We start from the raw sequence: 18948 nt of genomic DNA on the forward strand, positions 1-18948 counted from the left end.
GATACATCACCCTATGCCTCGCTTGCGCTACAAGTCGCTGGTCGACTCCTTTGCCGCAGACATCCGTTCAGGACATTTGCCGCCCGGTACGCGTCTGCCAACTCATCGTCAGCTCGCCGCCGAGCACGGGTTGGCGCTGGTCACCGCCAGCCGCGTTTACGCGGAGCTTGAGGCGATGGGCCTGGTCAGTGGCGAAACGGGGCGGGGCACGTTTGTCAGGGAGACGTCGCTTCCGCCCGGTCAGGGCGTCAGTCAGCACGTGGTGGCCGTGGGCATGGCCGATCTCAATTTCAACTACCCGTCATTACCCGGTCAGGCTGACTTGTTGCGAACTGCCTTGCGTCAGCTCGCCTTGTCCGGTGACCTCGAATCCCATCTGCGTTATCAGCCCCATGCCGGGCGCCTGCATGAGCGGGCATCGATTGCGAACCATCTGGCGTCGCGCGGGTTGAGTGTGCAGGCCGAGCAGGTGTTGATCGTCAGCGGTGCTCAACACGGATTGGCGGTGACGATGATGGCGTTGCTCAAGCCGGGCGATGTGATCGCGGCGGATGCGTTGACCTACACCGGTTTCAAGGTGCTGGCCGAATCGCTGCACCTGGAAATCGTGCCCATTCCCGCCACGGACACCGGGCCTGATCTCGATGCGTTGGAAGCGCTTTGCCGGCGCCGGTCGGTGCGGGCCGTCTACGCCATGCCAACGTTGCACAATCCGCTGGGATGGGTGATGGACGCTCAGTGGCGCAACCAGTTTGTGTCGATTGCGCGCCAGCATGACCTGTTGATCATTGAAGACGCCGCGTATGCCTTCCTCGTCGAAGATGCCCCGGCACCGTTAGCCGAGTTGGCGCCGGAACGGACCGTCTACGTGTCGGGGTTCTCCAAGAATGTCGCGACGGGTCTGCGCGTTGGCTTCGTTGCCGCACCGTTGGAAAAGGTGCCTGCACTGGAGCGCGCAATCAGGGCAACCACCTGGAACACTCCCGGCGTGATGACGGCGATTGCCTGCGCATGGCTCGACGATGGAACCGTAAGCCAGCTGGAAGCGCAAAAGCGTGCAGACGCACAGGCCCGGCAAGCCATGGCCGCCGAGCTGTTGAAAGGACTGCGCTGCATGACTCATCCCTCTTCGTACTTTCTTTGGTTGCCTCTGGCGGAAGATGCCAGAGCGGACCAGATCGCCGTCGAGCTGATGCACGAGCAAGTCGCCGTCTCCACCGCCGAACCTTTTGCAACCTCTGTCCACGTGCCGCATGCGATCCGGTTGGCGCTGGGGTCGGTGGACATGGATTCGCTTCGACAAGCGTTGATCAAAGTGAAACGGGTGGTCGGCGCGTATTCCTGAGACAACCACGACCTCCTGTGGGAGCGAGCTTGCTGGCGATGAACGTTAACGATAACGCGGACTTCCTGGCTAATCGCGTCGCCCTCAGGTTCATTGCGGGCGAGCCCGCTCCCACAAGGGGACGTGTTTAACCATGCCCGTCAGTGGGCAGTTTTCTTCAATACGCGGACCAGCCCGCGCCTTACCGTGAGGCTTGGTTCAACTGAATTGAAGAAGGTATGCAATGAGTCTGATTATTTCGATGGCGGCGTTTGCGCTGGTGGCTTCGATTACGCCGGGGCCGGTCAACATTGTGGCGTTGAGTTCCGGCGCGCAGTTCGGTTTTCGCGCCAGTCAGCGCCACGTGGCCGGCGCAACGCTGGGTTTTGTGTTGCTGTTGGTGTTGATGGGGTTGGGGCTGCATGAAGTGTTGCAGGCATGGCCGGCGCTGACGCGGGTGGTGCAACTGGCCGGCGTGGCCTTTCTGTTGTTCATGGCATGGAAACTGGCGGCGGACAACGGGCAACTCGACGCGAAGGAGTCGGGGCGGGCGCCGTCGATGGTGTACGGCGCGGTCATGCAGTGGCTCAATCCGAAAGCCTGGCTGGCCTGCGTCGCCGGCATGGGCGCGTTTGTCGCCGATGGCGAGGCGCGGCTGGTCTGGCAGTTTGCCGCGGTGTATCTGGTGATCTGCTACCTGTCCATCGGATGCTGGGCGTACGCCGGGACTTTTCTGCGCGGCTATCTGAACAATCCGGCGGGGATGCGCGTGTTCAACCGGATCATGGCGTTGTTGCTGGCGATGAGTGCGATTTACCTGTTGCTGCCCTGATCGGTCATTCAGCCGCGATACTGCCCCGGTGTCGCCGCCAGATGCTGTTTGAACGCCCGCTGAAAATGCGCCTGATCGGCAAACCCGGCTTCCAGCGCCACGTCGGCGATCAGCTTGCCGCTGCGCAGTCGATCCTGGGCAAACTGGATGCGTCGGTTGACCAGAAACGCGTGCGGCGTCATGCCGTAATGCTGTTTGAAGGCGCGGATCAGGTAGGACGGCGACAGTTGCGCAGCGTCGCAAATGTCTTCGAGCTTGAGCATTTGCGTGCAGTTGTCGCGGATGTAGTCAGCCGCGCGCTCCAGTTTGAAATTGGGCTCGCGCAGCGGTTGATCGCCGGGGTTGAGGCGTTGCTGCACCTCGGTGAAAAACTCGACCGCCGCGCTGTGTTTGCTCAGCACGTCCTGCTCGCTGTCGACCAGTGTTTCGAACAACGCCTTCAGGCCGGCAAGCAGGCCGGCGTCAGACGTATGGGTGATGGAGAACCGCCGAAACGCCAAATCGCTGCCGAACCCGAGCTGATGCTGCAAGTCGGTGAGCCACGGCGTATCGACGTACAACATCAAGTACGACCACGGCTGGTCGTCGATCGGATTGCAGGCGTGGACGTCGCCGGGATTCATCAGCACCACAGTGCCGGCGCTGACCTCAAATTCCGATTGTTCATGGATATAGGTACTGCGCCCAGCGGTAATCGCACCGATGGAAAAGTGCTCGTGGGCATGCCGGGTGTAACAGACCTCGCGCCCATCGGCGATGGAGCGGGCCTCAATGAAGGGCAGGGCATCGTCGCGCCAGAAGCGGGGGGCCTTGTCAGCGTCTTTGCCAGCGGTGGGCTTCATCGTCGGTGTCCTCGGCAGGTCAGCACCGGAGTGTATTAGCTCTCGCCGTCAAAGGCTCGTTGCAGTGCAGTGATGTCGAGTTTTTTGATGTGCTGAACGTTCAGCGTAGACAGCCTGTAGTGGTCCGGGAATACCGCAGATCGACAAGTTACCAATCAGAAATCCCAGCGGGTGGTCAGTTGCACGTTGCGAGGCTCACCGTAGAACCCGGTACCAAAGTTACCGAGCCCGGTGTAATAGGTCTGGTCGAAGAGGTTCTTCACGTTCAGCGTGGTGCTCAGGTGATCGTTGAAGCGGTAACGCGCCATGACGTCCACCAGGGCATAACTTTGCTGGGTGATTTTCGAAGACTGGCCGAAGTTGACCGGGTCGTCGGGGTTGGGCTGGAACACATTGCCGAAGAACTCGCTCTGCCAGTTCACCCCGCCGCCGACAGTGAGTTTTTCCAGTGTCCCTGACAGCCGGTAGGTGCTGAACACCCGAACCACTTGTTCCGGCGCGGTGGTTTGCAGGATCGAGCCGTAGACGTAATCGCCCTTGGCATCGCGGGTGTGGTTGTAGCTGTAGCCGGCCGACAGATTCCAGCCTTCCATCACTTCACCCGCCACTTCGACTTCAAACCCTTTGGTCGTCGCGCCTTGGACCGGGCGGTACACCGATTCGGTATCGACACCGCTGACGTACTCGGCAACGTTGTCCTGCTCGATGCGGAACACCGCGAAGCTGGCATTCAGGCGCCCGTCAAGGAATTCGGCCTTGAGCCCGGCCTCGTAGCTGTCGCCTTGCACCGGGTCGAGCAGTTTGCGCTCGGCATCCTTGCTCATCTGCGGCTGATAAATGCTGGTGTAGCTGGTGTACACCGACCAGATATCGTCGAGGTCGTAGACCAGCCCGGCATATGGGGTGACCACGCCGGTCTGGCGATAGCTGTCGCGCACATCCTTGGTGGTCCGGGCGCTGTAGTCCAGCTCATCGCTGGCGGTGAAGCGGCTGACCCGGGCGCCGAGGATCACCGCCAGGTCGTCGGTTGGCTTGAGCCGGGTGGCCAGGTAGGCGCCGGTCTGACGCTGGTCGATGTCGTTGTCGCCGACCCTGGCAATGTCCGGTTTCGCGAACTCGCCGCGCCAGTCGAAGCTGCTGCCGTCGAGGGGCGGGTAGACCGAACCGTGCACCGGGATGTCCTGGCGCGTGTGCATCGACATGAAGCCGGCGATCAGCTCATGCTCGCGACCCAGCAGGCTGAACGGGCCGGTGAAATTGACGTCGAGGTTGTCCTGCAACTGATCGCCCTTGAACCGGCCCATGTACATGAACATGCCGTTGCCGGTGAGCGGGTCCGGATTGCCGCCGCTGGCAGACGCGAGGAAGGTGTCGTGCTGGCGATGCTTGCGGTCGTAGCTGACCTTCAGCTTCCAGTCATTCACCAGTTGCTGTTCCACCGAGGCGAAGATCGTCTGGTTGGTGAAATCGCGCCGGCTCCAGTCGGTGGCCGGGTTGAACGAGCGGGAAAAACGGGTGCGCGAACCGTCGCTGTTGTACATCGGGAAACCGGTCCAGCTGGCGCCACGGGAGCGGGTATTTTGCTGGTCGATACCGACGGTCACGAGAGTGCCCGGCGTCAGGTCGGCCTCGAGGATGCCGTAGGCGATGTCGCGGGTGTTGCGGTAGTTTTCCAGGTACGCGCTGCGGTCTTGATACGCACCGACGAAACGCCCGCGCACGTTGCCGCTCTCCGTCAGTGGGCCGGCAATGTCGCCGGTGCTGCGATAGTTGTCCCAAGAGCCGACGGCGCCGGTGATCGAGGCCTTGAATGCTTTGGTCGGGCGCTTGCGGATCAGGTTGACGGTGGCCGAAGGGTCCCCTGAACCGGTCATCAGCCCGGTGGCGCCCTTGATGATCTCGACGCGGTCGAAGGTCGCCATGTCGGTGCTGGTGGTGCCGTAATCGTAGACGCCGTCGTAGTCGGTGTTGACGCCGTCGTACTGGAAGTTGGTGATCGGCAGGCCACGGCTGGAAAACTCCCAGCGCTCGCTGTCGTAGTTCTGCACACTGACTCCGGGCACACGGCGCAGGGCGTCGGCGATGCTGGTGGAGCCTTGGTCGTCCAGTTGCTGGCGGGTGATGACCGACACCGACTGCGGGGTTTCACGCAAGGACAGCGACAGCCCGGTAGCTGAAGAGGTCGACCCGAGGGTGTAGGCGTGGCTGTCTTCGGTGATGGCGCCGAGTGCCCGGCCGGAAACGTTGGTGGTGCCCAGTTCCAGCGGCCCATCCGTTGCGGGGGCAACCTGCAGGACATAGCCGCGGTCGCCCTGCGGCTGGGCTTGCAAGCCACTGCCTTGCAACAGTCGCTGCAAGCCCTGTTGCACGGTGAATTCGCCTTCAAGCCCCGGGCTGTATTTATCACTCGCCAGATCGTTGCGGCCGGCGAGGAATATCCCCGCCTGTTCGGCGAAACGGTTGAGTGCGCTGACCAACGAGCCGGCAGCGATCGTGTAATAACGCTTCTGGCGGGTGGGCTGTTCACTGGTGCTGGCTGTTTCGGCGTGGGCGAGGGCCGGGGCAAGACTCAGTAGCGCGACCGGAAGGGCCAGTGCCAACGGACGCAAGGCAAAACGAGTGCGAGCGAAGGAGTCGCGCAAAAGGGTGTTCCCTGGAATCAGATCGAGCGGCAATTGAAGTGCTTCACAGGGTTAACCGAACGAAAAACCAAAAAGGGAACTGTGGCGTTGAAATATCTTTGGTTCACGCTTTTGGCGCGACGTTGACCCACCAGTCCATGGTTTTTTCGACGCGTATTGGTAGCGCCGCTTCCAGCAGGCGCAAGGCTTGATCGGTGTCCTTGAGCGGAAACGAACCCATCACCGACAAACCGGCGATGGCCGGGTCACACGCCAGATGCCCCGGTCGGTAGCGGCTCAATTCTTCGATCAACTGCCCCAGCGGCAGGTTGTCCGCCAGCAACAGACCACGGCGCCAGGCTTCGCGGCCCGCCGCTGCTTCGGTGGACGGCGGCGTGTGGTTTTGCGTGAACGCCAATTGTCGTCCGGCCTCGACCACCTGCACCTGGCCCGCCGTGGTTCGAACTTCGACCGCGCCTTCGTAGACGTTCAGCAACGTCCGCTGTTGTTCCTGGCGCACGCTGAAACGAGTGCCGAGCGCGCGCATTCGGCCTTCGGTGGTTTGCACCAGAAAGGCTCGGCTGCTGTCCTTGGCGGTATCGATCAACACTTCCCCGGCACTCAACAGCAACAGGCGTTGCGTGGTGTCGAAACGCACATTCAGCGCGCTGAGGGCGTTGAGCCAGATGCGGCTGCCGTCACTGAGGAGGCTTTCCCGGGTTTCACCGGTGCCCGTAGAAAGATCGGCGGTCCATCGGCCCAGAACGTCCGGCAGCGAAGATTCCCGCCAGGCGTTCCAGCCCAGTAGCCCGCCCGATGCGAGAATGAGCAGGCTCTTGACTGTCTGCCGACGGCTGATCGGCGAGCGCGCGGTATTACGCAGCACAAGACCGGCGGCCTGCGGGTGATCATCTTGCAGCGCGGCGAAGCGCTGGCCGACACGCTCGACATAGCGCCAGGCCGCCTGATGATCGCCACTTTGCGCCAGCCAGGCTTGCCAGCGCTGACGTTCCTGATCGCCGACGTGCTGATCGTTGAGTTGCACATACCATTGCGCCGCTTGTTCGAGGCTGGCATGGCTGATCGAGTTGGAAGAGGGGGCGGGCATGGCGCTACTCGATCAACAGGCCATCGAGCTCGGCCTCAAGCATCGCGCAGTGCATCAGTGCCTGTGCCAGGTACTTTTTCACCATGCGTTCGCACACGCCGATTTCTTCGGCGATGGCGCGGTAGGGCAGGCCATGCAACTGGGCGAGGATGAACGCGTCGCGCACATTCTTTGGCAGGCGCAGCAGCATGGCGTCCACTTCATACAAGGTCTCGACGATGATTGCCCGTTGTTCCGGCGACGGTTGAACCGCCTGCGGACGTGCAGCCAGCGTTTCCAGCCACGCCTGTTCCAGCTGTCGACGGCGCCAGTGATCGATGCACAAGCCACGGGCAATGGTCGCCAGGTAGGAGCGCTCGCGACTTTCGCAGTCGAAGACTTGAGGGCGCTTGAGCACGCGGATAAAGGTGTCATGGGCCAGGTCGGCAGCATCGAACGCATTGCTCAAGCGTCGGCGCAGCAGCTCATGCAGCCAGCGGTGATGCGTGACGTAGAGGTTCTGAACGCTGGAAGAATCGGCGACCATCATCGTGAACAGATATCCATGGGCGACAGGCGCCGTTGGTGCAAATAAGAATTGGTCGCGATTAAAACAAAAGGTTTAGCTGCGTGCAAATGATATTGGTTTGCTTTTAGGGTGTATGGACAGGTAGAAGGCCTTGGTGAAGTCAAATTGACTCTTGCCGTAGTCGTATTGACTGTTATGGCGTCAGGTCAAATTGACTGCCTTCGTCGCAGGGTGTTGATTTTTATAGCTTAAAAAACTGGCACGAAACCTGAAGTAACAAACGTACAACTGGTCTGATTCGGGAGTACGGAAATATGTTCGCTTACTTCAGCAATCCTCAGAATGTCTTGCACCTGTCGAGCAACATGTTGGGCGCGGGCCTGGCGCTGTTGCTGGCAGGCATCTACGGCGCTTATCTCTACGCCGGACACCTGCCGATCGTGGTGTTGGTCGCGATGCATGCCATGACCATCATCGGGCCTACCCTGATCAAGATCGGCTATGTCATGCGCCTGCTGGCCCAGCATCGGATGGGCAAGGGTTTGGTTACCGCAGCGGTTTGAGGCATCAGACCGGTATTTTGCTTGTGCCAAGACTCTAGCCTCGTCCCAGACCACCCTGTTCGGCGATCCAGCGGGTGGCCAGGTCGATAAAGGCGCGCAACTTCGGTTGAGTCTGGGTTCTGCCGGGGAAATACAGGTACAGCGCCGAACTCAGTGGCACGAACGGTTGCAGCACCCGCTCCAGTCGGCCGTCCGCCAACTCATCGGCGATTTCCAGATCGCAGGCATACGCCAGGCCCGAACCGCTACGGGCGGCCGCCACCAGCAACCTTCGGTCATTGACGATCACGCCGCCCTCGACACCCACCGTAAAATCGCGCCCCTCGCGGCGAAACTCCCAGCGGTGTGCGCTCCCCGAGGTCGAAAAGCGAAAGCCGATGCATTGATGACGGGTCAGGTCTTCAGGGCTGGCCGGTTTGCCTGCCTTGGCGAAGTACTCCGGCGCACCCACCACCGACCATTGCAGATCTGGCGTGAGGCGCACCGCGACCATGTCTTTTTCGATGGACTCGCCCAGGCGGATCCCGGCATCGAAACCGCCAGCCATCAGGTCCACCGTGGCGTCATCAAGAGAGATGTCGAGGGTGACTTGCGGATAAGCCTCGCGAAACAGCGGAATCAGCGGCTCCATCAACAAGGCCCCCGACAGCCTCGGTGCAGTGAGGCGCAGCGTGCCCATGGGCTGATCGCGAAAGCCGCTGAGTACCGCCAGCGCCTCATCGATTTCACTGGCCGCAGGCCGCAACCGCGCAAACAGGCTGGCCCCGGCTTCAGTCAACGCCACCCGGCGTGTGGTGCGCTGGAATAGCAACACGCCCGTACGGCGCTCGAGCAATTTGATCGCATGGCTGACAGCGGTGGGGGTGACCGCCAACCGCGTCGCGGCGAGGGTGAAACTCTTGTGCTCGGCCACCGCCAGAAACTCGGTCAAGCCATCGAAAGGATCGTGATTCATCGCGGCGCCATTATGAAAGAGCGTTTCATAGTGCTTGTAACACGAGGGCATTTTTCCGGGCAATCTTCCTGCGTACCTTGTGCCTACCCCCACTGCACACAAGGAACACGCTCATGACCACCTCCAATAACTTCAAGCGTATCTGGCTCATCACGGGCGCTTCTCGCGGTATCGGCGCAAAAATTGCCGCTGCTGCGCTGGCCAACGGTGACGCGGTGGTTGCCACCGCCCGCGATGCCAACAGCATCACTCAGCGTTTTGGCGATCAACCCGGTTTGCTGGCCGTCACCCTCGACGTCACTGACGAAGCGCAGGGCGTTGCGGTCGCCAAAGCCGCCATCGAGCACTTCGGACGCATCGACGTGCTGGTCAACAACGCCGGTTTCGGTTTGCTCGGCGCAGTAGAAGAAGCCACTGCCGATGAAGTACGCCGCGTGTACGAAACCAATGTCTTCGGTTTGTTGAACGTCACTCGCGCCGTCCTGCCGCACATGCGCGCCGCTCGCAGCGGGCATGTGATCAACCTGTCATCGGTGGGGGGGTACAGATCCGGGGCGGGATTCGGTGTTTACTGCTCGACCAAATTCGCCGTCGAAGGCTTGAGTGAAGCGCTGCATGCCGAGCTGGAGCCGCTGGGCGTCAAGGTCACCATCGTTGAACCGGGCTATTTCCGCACTGAATTCCTTGAAGGCAATTCGCTGGTCGAGTCGCCGTCCTCGATTGCCGACTACGACGGCACTGCGGGCGAAGTACGCAAGATTGCCAAGGCCGTGACCCTGAATCAGCCCGGTGATCCGGACAAACTGGCCCAGGTCATGATCACCCTGGTGGAAGCGCAAAAGGCACCGCTGCGCCTGCCGCTGGGCAGTGACTGCGTCGCGGCGATCGAAGCCAAGAACGCCTTTGTCGCCGGTGAGTTGCAGGCCTGGCGCGAAGTGTCGGTGTCCACCGATTTCTAAGCCCCGACGCAACCTGTAGGAGCCAGCTTGCTGGCGAAGCGGCAGCGGCCATAAAACCGCTTCGCCAGCAAGCTGGCTCCTACAGGTTTGAGGTGGTTTTGAGAGTACCGGCGGTCGATGAACCGGTCTCGCCCGGCAATTTGCGCTTAGCTATAGGGATAACCCAAACAGCGCTCCTGCATGGGCCGTGAGTCTGAGGAATTCGCCATGCTGACCCTCAACATCAATGGCAAGGATCAGGCACTGGATGTCCCTGCGGACATGCCGCTGCTTTGGGTCCTGCGCGATGTCGCGCACCTGACCGGCACCAAATTCGGTTGCGGCATGGCTCAGTGCGGCGCTTGCACCGTGCATGTCGACGGGGCGCCGCTGCGCTCCTGCATCACGCCCGCCACGGCAGTGGCCCATGGGCAAAAAATCCTCACCATTGAAGGCCTGTCCACCGACGGTTCGCACCCGGTGCAGCAAGCCTGGGCCGAACTCGATGTGGTTCAGTGCGGCTACTGCCAGTCCGGGCAGATCATGTCGGCGGTGGCGCTGCTGGCGAAGATCCCCAAGCCCACCGACAGCGACATCGACCAGGCGCTCTCCGGCAACATCTGCCGCTGCGGCACCTACCCGAGGATTCGTGCCGCGGTCAAACGCGCCGCCGACATCGGTTGATGGGAGTCATGCGTCATGAACAGCATCAATCCGTTATCGCGCCGTGGTTTTCTCAAGGGCAGCGCAGTGCTGGGCGGTGGGCTGGTGATCGCCTTTGTCATCCCCGGTGCCCATCGTTTTGCCATGGGTGCCGAGAATCAGGGCAACGTCTTCGCGCCCAATGCATTTTTACGAATCGGTAACGACAACAGCGTCACCGTGCTGCTCGGCCATTCTGAAATGGGCCAGGGCATCTGGACCGGCCTGACCATGCTGATCGCCGAAGAACTGGACGCCGACTGGTCGAAAATCCGCGTCGAACACGCCCCGGCTTCGGCCGCCGACTATGGTCTGCCCGGGTTTGGCGGGATGCAAATCACCGGCGGTTCAACCTCGACCTGGATGGAATTCGATCGTTACCGTCAGGCGGGCGCGGCGGCGCGGTTGATGCTGATCGAAGCCGCCGCCAAGCGCTTCAATGTCGCACCTTCGGCCATTCGCACCGAGTCGGGTGTGGTCATGGCCGGCGACAACCGCGCCACGTACGGCGAACTGGCCGATGACGCGGGCAAACTGCCTGCACCGGACCCGGCGTCGATCAAGTTCAAGGAAGCGAAAGACTGGAAAGTCATCGGCAAACCGACCAAACGCCTGGACACACCGGAGAAAATCACCGGGAAAGCCAAATTCGGGATGGACGTGCAGTTCGACGGACTCATGACCGCGATGGTTGCCCGCGCGCCGGTGTTCGGCGGCAGCGTCAAATCCTTTGAAGGCGCGCAGGCGCTGGAGATCCCGGGCGTGCACAAAGTGGTGCAGGTGCCGACGGGCGTCGCGGTGATTGCCGATCATTACTGGGCGGCGAAACTGGGGCGCGATGCGCTGAAGGTCGATTGGGATCTGGGGCCGAACACCGGACTCGACAGCCAACATCTGCTGGAGAGCTTTCGCAAACTCGCCGCCACGCCGGGCACTTCGGCCAGCAAGGCCGGGGATGCGCAGGGCGCTTTGCGCAAGGCAGCGAAGGCGATTGACGTCGAGTACAGCGTGCCGTACCTGGCTCATGCACCGATGGAGCCGCTCAATTGCACGGTGAAAATCACCCAGGACAAATGCGAAATCTGGACCGGTACGCAGTTCCAGACACTGGACCAGATGATCGCGGGAAAAATCACCGGGCTCAAACCCGAGCAGGTCGAGATTCATACCGAGTTTCTGGGCGGCGGTTTCGGCCGGCGGGCCAACCCGACTTCGGACTTTGTCGCTGAGGCCGTGGAGGTTGCGAAGGCGGCAGGCGGTCCGGTGAAAACGGTGTGGTCGCGTGAGGACGACATCCGTGGTGGCTATTACCGCTCGGCGTTCCTGCATCAGGCGCGTATCGGCCTGGATGCCGACGGAATGCCGATTGCGTGGAAGCACGTGATGGTCGGGCAGTCGATCATGGACGGCACAGCGTTTGCGGCCACCATGGTCAAGGACGGTATCGACAAAACGTCGGTGGAAGGCGTTGTCGACAGCCCTTACATCGAGGGCTTGGCCGATCATCAGGTGGAACTGCATTCGCCAAAGACCGGCATCACCGTGTTGTGGTTGCGTTCGGTCGGGCACACCCACACGGCGTTCGTGATGGAGTCGCTGATCGATGAGCTGGCCGAGGCGGCTGGCAAGGACCCGGTGGAGTACCGGCGAACTTTGCTCAAGGACCATGCGCGGCATCTTGGTGTGTTGAACCTGGCGGTCGAGAAGGCCAATTGGACAGCACCATTGCCGGATGGGCATGCACTGGGTGTCGCGGTGCATGAATCGTTCGGCAGCTACGTCGCGCAGGTTGCCGAGGTGTCCCAGGACAACCTGAAAATCCGCGTGCACCGGGTGGTGTGCGCGGTGGACTGCGGGATCGCGGTCAACCCGATGAGCATCGCGGCGCAAATGGAGTCGGCCATCACCTTCGGCCTCGGCTTTACCCTGCACAGCAAACTGACCTTCAAGAATGGGCAGGTGGTGCAATCCAATTACCACGACTATCAGGTGCTGCGCCTGAACGAAATGCCAGTGGTTGAAGTGCATATCGTGCCCAGCACCGACAAACCCGGCGGCATCGGTGAAGCGGGCGTGCCGCCCACGGCGCCAGCGGTGGCCAACGCAGTGTTTGCCCTGACCGGGCAACGGTTGCGCGAACTGCCCTTGCAACTGTCGGGGGTGTGAGATGAGGCGACATCTGATTCTGGGCGCAGTGGTGCTGATTCTCCTGACGATCTACGCCACGGACCTGTTCTCAGAGGATAGAGAAGCGTTGAAGGCTTTCGACACCGTGCAGAAGGTGTTTCAGAACCCGCGCTGCCAGAACTGCCATATTCCCGGTGATTCACCGTTGCAGTTCGATGCCGGAACGCCCCACGCGATGAACGTCGTACGCGGTATGGACGGCAAGGGCGCAGCCGGTTTGCCGTGCGCCACCTGCCACGCCGACAGCAATCCGCCAGCCAGTTACGGCCCGCATGCGCCGCCGGGTGCACCGCACTGGAGCCTGCCGCCTGCGGCACACAAAATGGCCTGGATCGGGCTGCCGGCCGACAAATTGTGCGCAATGATCAAGGACCGCTCCAGTAATGGCGACCGGGATTTCGCCGCGCTGATCAAGCATGTCAGCGACGACAAACTGGTGCTGTGGGGCTGGAATCCGGGTGAAGGGCGAGCGCCGGTGCCGGTGCCGCACGATATCTTCGTCACTCAATTTAAACGCTGGGCGGAGGCCGGAGGGCCTTGTCCGGTGGTGGGCAGTTGACCGGCGGTCCGTTAACCGGGAGTCAAACCGGGTATGGACCACTCTAAAGAACATACCCGCCAATGGAGTGAGTCATGCTGATCCCAGGCAAACCGGTAAAACACGGCGCTAACGCAGACCCGTTGCTGTCGCCCCAGCAAGCGCGTCAATTGCTGCGTGATCAGGCCCGTAAAGCCGAGCAGGAAGTGATTGGTGTGCAGATGGCGAGCATGGATGAGTTGACGCTGCTGTCCAACCGTCACGGCTTCATGACACTGGCCCAACTGGGGCTGGACGCCTGTCAGCAACTGGAAAAACCGGCCACGCTGCTGTTTTTCGATCTCGATAATTTCAAGCACATCAACTATTTGTACGGTCGCGCCGAGGGTGATGACGCCCTGAAAACCTTTGCCGACGTGCTGCGCATCGCCTTCCGCGAAAACGATGTGATTGGCCGGCTCGGCGACGACGAGTTTGTGGCCTTGTTGACCGGTTCAAGCGCCGTGGACATTGGCGCGATCAAGTCGCGGCTCGAAGAAATCCTCGACGAGCGCAATGCCACGATGCGTCGCGGTTATGACATTCGCTTCAGCATTGGCCAGGTTGAGTACGACATTAATCTGCATCACTCGATCGATGAACTGCTGATTGAGGCGGAGAGGGCGTTGCATCGGTAGGCTGGAGTTTCGGTGGTGTATGAACGGGCCTCATCGCGAGCAGGCTCACTCCTACATTGGTTCTGCGCCGTACACGAACCAATGTAGGAGTGAGCCTGCTCGCGATGGGGCTCTTTCATTCACCCATATCTTCACTTGGCAAACAATTGCCCGATATCCTTGAACGCCTTGAACTCCAGCGCATTGCCGCATGGATCAAACAAAAACATCGTCGCCTGTTCGCCAACCAATCCCTGAAACCGAATGCCCGGTTCGATCACGAATTGAGTTTCACGCGCCTTCAGCCTTTCAGCCAAACCCTCCCACTCATCCATCCCCAGCACCACGCCAAAATGCGGCACCGGCACGTCATGCCCGTCCACGGCGTTGGTATGCGCCGCTTCCTGTGAGGCGTTTTTGGGCGCCAGGTGAATCACCAATTGGTGGCCAAAGAAGTTGAAGTCAACCCAATGGTCGCTGGACCGGCCTTCCTCCAGGCCGAAGACGTCACGATAAAAAGTCCGGGCTGCCGCGAGGTCATATACCGGTATGGCCAAGTGAAAAGGGGAGAGTTGCATCGCTGTGCCTCGCAGATTGACGGTGGTTGAGGTGGAGTTTAGCGCTGTGCTTTTCGATTGAAAGACGATAGTTTTTGCGTCGAGCTCAAATAATTTCGATCAATCGAGGCCGTCATGCTGCGTGAACTGAAAACCTTCATCGCTGTTACACGCTACGGCACATTCGCCGCCGCCGGCATGCACATCGGCTTGACGCAGTCGGCGGTCAGCGCGCAGATGCGCAATCTGGAACAGGCGCTGGGCATTCGTTTGTTCGATCGCACCGGACGTCAGGCGATTCTCAATGCGGCAGGGCAACGGGCATTGCCGATGGCCCGGGAGATGCTGGAAACCTTCAGTCGCATGGCGGTCAGCGATGACGTCAGCGAATACCGCGGCGAGTTGAAGATTGGCGCAGTGGCCACGGCCCAGACCGGGTTGCTGCCCCAGGCGTTATTGCGCTTACGCCAGCAAGCGCCGTTGCTGGAACCGAAACTGGTGCCGGGCGTTTCGCTGAATCTGCTGAGCCAGGTTGATACCGGGGAGGTTGATCTGGCCATCCTGATCAAGCCGCCGTTCGAGTTGCCCAAGGAGTTGTCGGCGCAGGTCATTCGAAAGGAACCGTTTGTGCTGATCGTGCCGCCGGAGCTTGAAGGTGATGACCCGTTGCAGATCCTCGCGAACCATCCCCATGTGCGTTACGACCGCAATTCCTTCGGTGGGCGCCTGGTGACGCGGTTCCTGCGTGAGCAGCAGATTGATGTGCAGGTGGCTTTGGAACTGGATGAACTGGAAGCCATCGTCAAAATGGTTGAATGCGGATTGGGTGTGTCGCTGCTTCCCGAGGCCGGGTTGTGGCTTGAGTATGGCGCGAAGGTGCGGATCATCCGGTTGGGCGAACTGACGTTCTACCGCGAGATTGTGCTGTTGCAGCGCTACAGCCAGAGAATGCAGCCGATCCAGCAATTATTTGCCAACTGCTTGAGCCAATAGATGATCCCTGTAGGAGCTGGCTTGCCAGCGATGGCGATGTCCGTCTCACTATAAATGTTGGCTGTACGACCGCTATCGCTGGCAAGCCAGCTCCTACAAGGATTGCGTGGGGTCTGGAATTTTTGGCACAAAAAAACCCGCCTGACCAGGCGGGTTTTTTATGGCTACCTGAAGATTACTCTTCGAGGCTGCCCATGGCCGTGGTGTTGAAACCACCGTCCACGTACATGATTTCACCGCTGATACCGGACGCCAGGTCCGAGCACAGGAAGGCGCCGGCGTTGCCGACTTCTTCGATGGTGACGTTGCGACGCAGCGGGGTTTGCGCTTCGTTGGCGGCCAGCATCTTGCGGAAGTTCTTGATGCCGGAAGCGGCGAGGGTGCGGATCGGGCCAGCCGATACGCAGTTGACGCGAGTGCCGTCCGGGCCCAGGGAGCCGGCCAGGTAACGTACGCCAGCTTCCAGCGAAGCCTTGGCCATGCCCATTACGTTGTAGTTAGGCATGGTGCGCTCGGCACCCAGGTACGACAGAGTCAGCAGGCTGCCATTGCGGCCTTTCATCATTTCGCGGCCAGCTTTGGCCAAAGCCACGAAGCTGTAGGCGCTGATGTCGTGAGCAATGCGGAAACCTTCACGGGTGGTGGCTTCGGTGAAGTCGCCGTCCAGTTGGTCACCCGGAGCGAAGCCAACGGAGTGCACGATGCAATCCAGGCCATCCCACTTCTTGCCCAGCTCTACGAAAACCTTGGCGATTTCTTCATCGCTGGCCACGTCGCACGGGAAGCACAGGTCCGGGTTGGAACCCCAGCTTTGTGCGAACTCTTCGACACGACCCTTGAGTTTGTCGTTCTGATAAGTGAAGGCAAGCTCAGCGCCCTCGCGATGCATGGCGGCAGCGATGCCGGATGCGATGGACAGCTTGCTGGCGACACCGACGATCAGTACGCGCTTACCGGCGAGAAAACCCATGTGTTGCTCCTCTCTTTCAGGTTATTGCGCAGTGGCTGGTGCCAGAAAAGCGGCTTCCAGCAACTGCTGTGTATACGGATGTTGGGGGGCGGCAAAGATACTTTGCGCGTCTCCCTGTTCGACCACTTGGCCATGCTTGACCACCATCAGCTGGTGGCTCAGCGCTTTGACGACAGCCAGGTCATGGCTGATAAACAGATACGTCAGGTTGTACTTGGTTTGCAGTGAACGCAAAAGCTCCACCACTTGGCGCTGCACTGTCCGGTCGAGGGCCGAAGTCGGCTCGTCCAGCAGAATCAGCGCCGGTTTTAGCACTAATGCCCGGGCAATGGCGATTCTCTGCCGCTGCCCGCCGGAAAATTCGTGGGGGTAGCGGTGCCGGGTTTCCGGATCCAGACCTACCTCCCTGAGTGCCGCAATAATCGCTTGTTCCTGTTCCGCCTCGGTGCCCATCTTGTGAATCCGCAGGCCTTCGCCAACGATCTGGCTCACGCACATCCGCGGGCTCAGGCTGCCGAACGGGTCCTGAAACACCACCTGCATCTCCCGACGCAGCGGCCGAACCTGTTGTTGCGTCAGGCAGTCTAGCTGCTTGCCTTCAAAACGGATCGCACCTTTGCTGCCAATCAGCCGCAAAATCGCCAAACCGAGTGTCGACTTGCCGGAACCGCTTTCCCCCACAATCCCCAGGGTCTGTCCCTGAGGCAGGCTGAAATTGATCCCGTCCACCGCTTTGATGTGATCGACGGTCTTTTTCAGCAAGCCTTTCTTGATCGGGAACCAGACTTTCAGGTCCTCGACCTGCAGCAACGGCGGGCCAATCACGTTGGTCGCCGGCTTGCCGCTGGGCTCCGCTGCCAGCAGTTCCCGAGTGTACGGATGCTGCGGCGCGCGGAACAACTCTTCGCACGATGCCTGTTCGACGATGCAACCGCGCTGCATGACACATACGCGATGCGCAATTCTTCGCACAAGGTTCAAATCGTGACTGATCAGTAACAATGCCATGCCCAGACGGGTCTGCAATTCCTTGAGCAATTCGAGGATTTTCAGCTGGACGGTCACGTCCAGCGCGGTGGTCGGTTCGTCTGCGATCAGCAGCTCCGGCTCGTTGGCCAGGGCCATGGCGATCATTACCCGCTGGCGCTGGCCGCCGGACAATTCGTGGGGCAGGGCTTTCAGGCGCTTCTCGGGCTCCGGAATGCCGACCATTTCCAGCAGTTCCAGCGTACGTTTGGTCGCGACTTTGCCGATCAAACCTTTGTGGATGCGCAGGACTTCGTTGATCTGCTTCTCGATCGAGTGCAGCGGATTGAGCGAAGTCATCGGCTCCTGAAAGATCATCGCGATCCGGTTGCCACGGATGTGGCGGATGGTTTTCTCTTTCAGGCTCAGCAGGTCTTGCCCGGAGTACTCGATGGTGCCGGACGGATGCCGGGCGAGCGGGTAGGGCAGCAGGCGCAGGATCGAGTGCGCGGTGACCGATTTGCCGGAACCGCTTTCACCCACCAACGCCAGGGTTTCGCCGCGCTTGATGTCGAAGCTGACACCTTCGACCACCCGCTGGCAGCGCTCGCCAACGACGAATTCGACGGCCAGGTCGCGCACTTCGATCAGATTGTCCTGATTCATTTCACTTCCTCGGGTCGAAGGCATCGCGAGCGGACTCGCCGATGAACACCAGCAGACTCAACATCAACGCCAGCACCGCAAACGCGCTCATGCCCAGCCACGGCGCTTGCAGGTTGGATTTGCCCTGGGCCACCAGCTCACCGAGCGACGGCGCGCCCGGCGGCAAGCCGAAACCCAGGAAGTCCAGCGCCGTCAGCGTGCCGATGGCGCCGGTCAGGATGAACGGCATGAAGGTCATGGTCGAAACCATCGCGTTGGGCAAGATGTGGCGGAACATGATCGCACCATTCTGCATCCCCAGGGCCCGGGCCGCGCGCACGTATTCGAGGTTGCGTCCGCGCAGGAACTCGGCGCGGACCACGTCCACCAGGCTCATCCACGAAAACAGCAGCATGATCCCCAGCAGCCACCAGAAGTTCGGCTGGACGAAGCTGGCGAGAATGATCAGCAGATACAGCACCGGCAACCCGGACCAGATCTCCAGGAACCGCTGCCCGGCCAGATCGACCCAGCCGCCATAGAAACCCTGCAAGGCACCGGCAATCACGCCGATGATCGAGCTGAGAATGGTCAATGTCAGCGCGAACAGCACCGAAATCCGGAAGCCGTAAATCACCCGCGCCAACACATCGCGCCCCTGATCGTCCGTGCCCAGCAGGTTGTCGGTCGATGGCGGTGCCGGGGCCGGGACTTTCAGGTCGTAGTTGATGCTTTGGTAGCTGTAGGGAATCGGCGCCCATAGCACCCACGCATCCTTGGCCTTGAGCAGTTCGCGGATATACGGGCTCTTGTAGTTGGCTTCCAGCGGGAATTCGCCGCCGAACGTAGTCTCCGGGTAACGCTTGAGCGCCGGGAAGTACCAGCTGTTGTCGTAATGCACCACCAAGGGTTTGTCGTTGGCGATCAACTCGGCGCCGAGGCTCAGGCCGAACAGCACGAGAAACAGCCACAGCGACCACCAGCCGCGCTTGTTGGCCTTGAACAGTTCGAAACGCCGGCGATTGAGAGGGGACAGGTTCATC

At 60.7% G+C, this 18948-nt stretch carries 18 protein-coding genes; 9 read left to right on the forward strand and 9 right to left on the reverse strand.

Features of this window, described 5'->3' with window-relative positions; genetic code table 11:
• Positions 1-13 precede the first annotated feature (13 nt).
• Entirely contained in the window at positions 14-1345 is a 1332-nt protein-coding gene (locus KGB24_RS10935; RefSeq protein WP_008028662.1) for a PLP-dependent aminotransferase family protein, read from the forward strand.
• A 223-nt stretch (positions 1346-1568) separates the two neighbouring features.
• Complete coding sequence (locus KGB24_RS10945) at positions 1569-2156, forward strand: LysE family translocator (protein ID WP_223414489.1); 588 nt, start codon at positions 1569-1571, stop codon at positions 2154-2156.
• An 8-nt stretch (positions 2157-2164) separates the two neighbouring features.
• Here the strand turns inward: KGB24_RS10945 and KGB24_RS10950 are convergent, their stop codons facing one another.
• From KGB24_RS10950 to KGB24_RS10965, 4 genes are all read right to left on the reverse strand, one after another.
• A complete protein-coding gene (locus tag KGB24_RS10950) occupies positions 2165-2998 on the reverse strand; it encodes an AraC family transcriptional regulator (RefSeq protein WP_223414490.1) in 834 nt (277 codons plus the stop codon).
• A 155-nt stretch (positions 2999-3153) separates the two neighbouring features.
• Positions 3154-5640 carry a TonB-dependent siderophore receptor gene (locus tag KGB24_RS10955; RefSeq protein WP_223414491.1) on the reverse strand — a complete coding sequence of 829 codons (2487 nt, stop codon included), beginning with the start codon at positions 5638-5640 and terminating at the stop codon, positions 3154-3156.
• Between the two features lie 103 nt (positions 5641-5743).
• Positions 5744-6727 carry a FecR domain-containing protein gene (locus KGB24_RS10960; protein WP_223414493.1) on the reverse strand — a complete coding sequence of 328 codons (984 nt, stop codon included), beginning with the start codon at positions 6725-6727 and terminating at the stop codon, positions 5744-5746.
• 4 nt (positions 6728-6731) lie between these two features.
• Positions 6732-7256 (reverse strand): sigma-70 family RNA polymerase sigma factor, encoded by a 525-nt coding sequence (locus tag KGB24_RS10965; RefSeq protein WP_192227371.1) that lies wholly within the window; start codon positions 7254-7256, stop codon positions 6732-6734.
• A 293-nt stretch (positions 7257-7549) separates the two neighbouring features.
• On the opposite strand from KGB24_RS10965, the gene KGB24_RS10970 reads away from it, so the two are divergent.
• The gene (locus KGB24_RS10970) at positions 7550-7798 is read left to right on the forward strand and encodes a transmembrane sensor/regulator PpyR (RefSeq protein WP_192227370.1); all 249 of its coding nucleotides are present in this window, start codon (positions 7550-7552) and stop codon (positions 7796-7798) included.
• Between the two features lie 34 nt (positions 7799-7832).
• On the opposite strand, the gene KGB24_RS10975 is transcribed toward KGB24_RS10970, so the two are convergent.
• On the reverse strand, positions 7833-8753 hold the full coding sequence (locus KGB24_RS10975) for a LysR family transcriptional regulator (RefSeq protein ID WP_032832429.1): 921 nt from the start codon (positions 8751-8753) through the stop codon (positions 7833-7835).
• A 113-nt stretch (positions 8754-8866) separates the two neighbouring features.
• On the opposite strand from KGB24_RS10975, the gene KGB24_RS10980 reads away from it, so the two are divergent.
• From KGB24_RS10980 to KGB24_RS11000, 5 genes are all read left to right on the forward strand, one after another.
• The gene (locus KGB24_RS10980; protein WP_223414494.1) at positions 8867-9712 is read left to right on the forward strand and encodes an oxidoreductase; all 846 of its coding nucleotides are present in this window, start codon (positions 8867-8869) and stop codon (positions 9710-9712) included.
• A 207-nt stretch (positions 9713-9919) separates the two neighbouring features.
• Complete coding sequence (locus tag KGB24_RS10985; RefSeq protein ID WP_223414495.1) at positions 9920-10375, forward strand: (2Fe-2S)-binding protein; 456 nt, start codon at positions 9920-9922, stop codon at positions 10373-10375.
• Between the two features lie 15 nt (positions 10376-10390).
• Positions 10391-12559: a xanthine dehydrogenase family protein molybdopterin-binding subunit gene (locus KGB24_RS10990; protein WP_223414496.1), complete on the forward strand. Its 2169-nt coding sequence runs from the start codon at positions 10391-10393 to the stop codon at positions 12557-12559.
• Between the two features lies 1 nt (position 12560).
• Positions 12561-13139, forward strand: coding sequence for a hypothetical protein (locus KGB24_RS10995; RefSeq protein ID WP_223414497.1), 579 nt, complete (start codon positions 12561-12563; stop codon positions 13137-13139).
• Positions 13140-13213: 74 nt separating this feature from the next.
• Positions 13214-13795, forward strand: coding sequence for a GGDEF domain-containing protein (locus KGB24_RS11000; RefSeq protein ID WP_223414498.1), 582 nt, complete (start codon positions 13214-13216; stop codon positions 13793-13795).
• Between the two features lie 131 nt (positions 13796-13926).
• On the opposite strand, the gene KGB24_RS11005 is transcribed toward KGB24_RS11000, so the two are convergent.
• Positions 13927-14352, reverse strand: coding sequence for a VOC family protein (locus KGB24_RS11005; protein ID WP_223414499.1), 426 nt, complete (start codon positions 14350-14352; stop codon positions 13927-13929).
• Positions 14353-14466: 114 nt separating this feature from the next.
• On the opposite strand from KGB24_RS11005, the gene KGB24_RS11010 reads away from it, so the two are divergent.
• Complete coding sequence (locus KGB24_RS11010; protein WP_223414501.1) at positions 14467-15324, forward strand: LysR family transcriptional regulator; 858 nt, start codon at positions 14467-14469, stop codon at positions 15322-15324.
• Positions 15325-15499: 175 nt separating this feature from the next.
• Here KGB24_RS11010 and fabI read toward each other — a convergent pair whose 3' ends face one another.
• Genes fabI through KGB24_RS11025 form a run of 3 tightly spaced genes read right to left on the reverse strand, consistent with a single transcriptional unit; the run spans position 15500 to position 18947 of the window.
• Positions 15500-16294: an enoyl-ACP reductase FabI gene (gene fabI, locus KGB24_RS11015; RefSeq protein ID WP_008028639.1), complete on the reverse strand. Its 795-nt coding sequence runs from the start codon at positions 16292-16294 to the stop codon at positions 15500-15502.
• Positions 16295-16315: 21 nt separating this feature from the next.
• Positions 16316-17926, reverse strand: a complete 1611-nt coding sequence (locus tag KGB24_RS11020; RefSeq protein ID WP_223414502.1) for an ABC transporter ATP-binding protein — start codon at positions 17924-17926, stop codon at positions 16316-16318.
• Position 17927: 1 nt separating this feature from the next.
• Positions 17928-18947, reverse strand: coding sequence for an ABC transporter permease (locus tag KGB24_RS11025; RefSeq protein ID WP_008028637.1), 1020 nt, complete (start codon positions 18945-18947; stop codon positions 17928-17930).
• Position 18948: the final 1 nt, after the last annotated feature.

It is taken from the genome of Pseudomonas sp. BF-RE-25, assembly GCF_019956105.1.
Lineage (GTDB): Bacteria > Pseudomonadota > Gammaproteobacteria > Pseudomonadales > Pseudomonadaceae > Aquipseudomonas > Aquipseudomonas migulae.

Excerpts from the sequence above, each read along its gene's own strand:
- KGB24_RS10990 (WP_223414496.1), top strand. The coding sequence starts at position 10,391 with ATGAACAGCATCAATCCGTTATCGCGCCGTGGTTTTCTCAAGGGCAGC.
- KGB24_RS11025 (WP_008028637.1), bottom strand. The coding sequence starts at position 18,947 with ATGAACCTGTCCCCTCTCAATCGCCGGCGTTTCGAACTGTTCAAGGCC.
- KGB24_RS10970 (WP_192227370.1), top strand. The coding sequence starts at position 7,550 with ATGTTCGCTTACTTCAGCAATCCTCAGAATGTCTTGCACCTGTCGAGC.
- KGB24_RS10975 (WP_032832429.1), bottom strand. The coding sequence starts at position 8,753 with ATGAATCACGATCCTTTCGATGGCTTGACCGAGTTTCTGGCGGTGGCC.
- fabI (WP_008028639.1), bottom strand. The coding sequence starts at position 16,294 with ATGGGTTTTCTCGCCGGTAAGCGCGTACTGATCGTCGGTGTCGCCAGC.
- KGB24_RS10985 (WP_223414495.1), top strand. The coding sequence starts at position 9,920 with ATGCTGACCCTCAACATCAATGGCAAGGATCAGGCACTGGATGTCCCT.
- KGB24_RS10935 (WP_008028662.1), top strand. The coding sequence starts at position 14 with ATGCCTCGCTTGCGCTACAAGTCGCTGGTCGACTCCTTTGCCGCAGAC.
- KGB24_RS11020 (WP_223414502.1), bottom strand. The coding sequence starts at position 17,926 with ATGAATCAGGACAATCTGATCGAAGTGCGCGACCTGGCCGTCGAATTC.
- KGB24_RS10950 (WP_223414490.1), bottom strand. The coding sequence starts at position 2,998 with ATGAAGCCCACCGCTGGCAAAGACGCTGACAAGGCCCCCCGCTTCTGG.
- KGB24_RS11005 (WP_223414499.1), bottom strand. The coding sequence starts at position 14,352 with ATGCAACTCTCCCCTTTTCACTTGGCCATACCGGTATATGACCTCGCG.
- KGB24_RS10960 (WP_223414493.1), bottom strand. The coding sequence starts at position 6,727 with ATGCCCGCCCCCTCTTCCAACTCGATCAGCCATGCCAGCCTCGAACAA.
- KGB24_RS11010 (WP_223414501.1), top strand. The coding sequence starts at position 14,467 with ATGCTGCGTGAACTGAAAACCTTCATCGCTGTTACACGCTACGGCACA.
- KGB24_RS10980 (WP_223414494.1), top strand. The coding sequence starts at position 8,867 with ATGACCACCTCCAATAACTTCAAGCGTATCTGGCTCATCACGGGCGCT.
- KGB24_RS11000 (WP_223414498.1), top strand. The coding sequence starts at position 13,214 with ATGCTGATCCCAGGCAAACCGGTAAAACACGGCGCTAACGCAGACCCG.
- KGB24_RS10995 (WP_223414497.1), top strand. The coding sequence starts at position 12,561 with ATGAGGCGACATCTGATTCTGGGCGCAGTGGTGCTGATTCTCCTGACG.
- KGB24_RS10965 (WP_192227371.1), bottom strand. The coding sequence starts at position 7,256 with ATGATGGTCGCCGATTCTTCCAGCGTTCAGAACCTCTACGTCACGCAT.
- KGB24_RS10945 (WP_223414489.1), top strand. The coding sequence starts at position 1,569 with ATGAGTCTGATTATTTCGATGGCGGCGTTTGCGCTGGTGGCTTCGATT.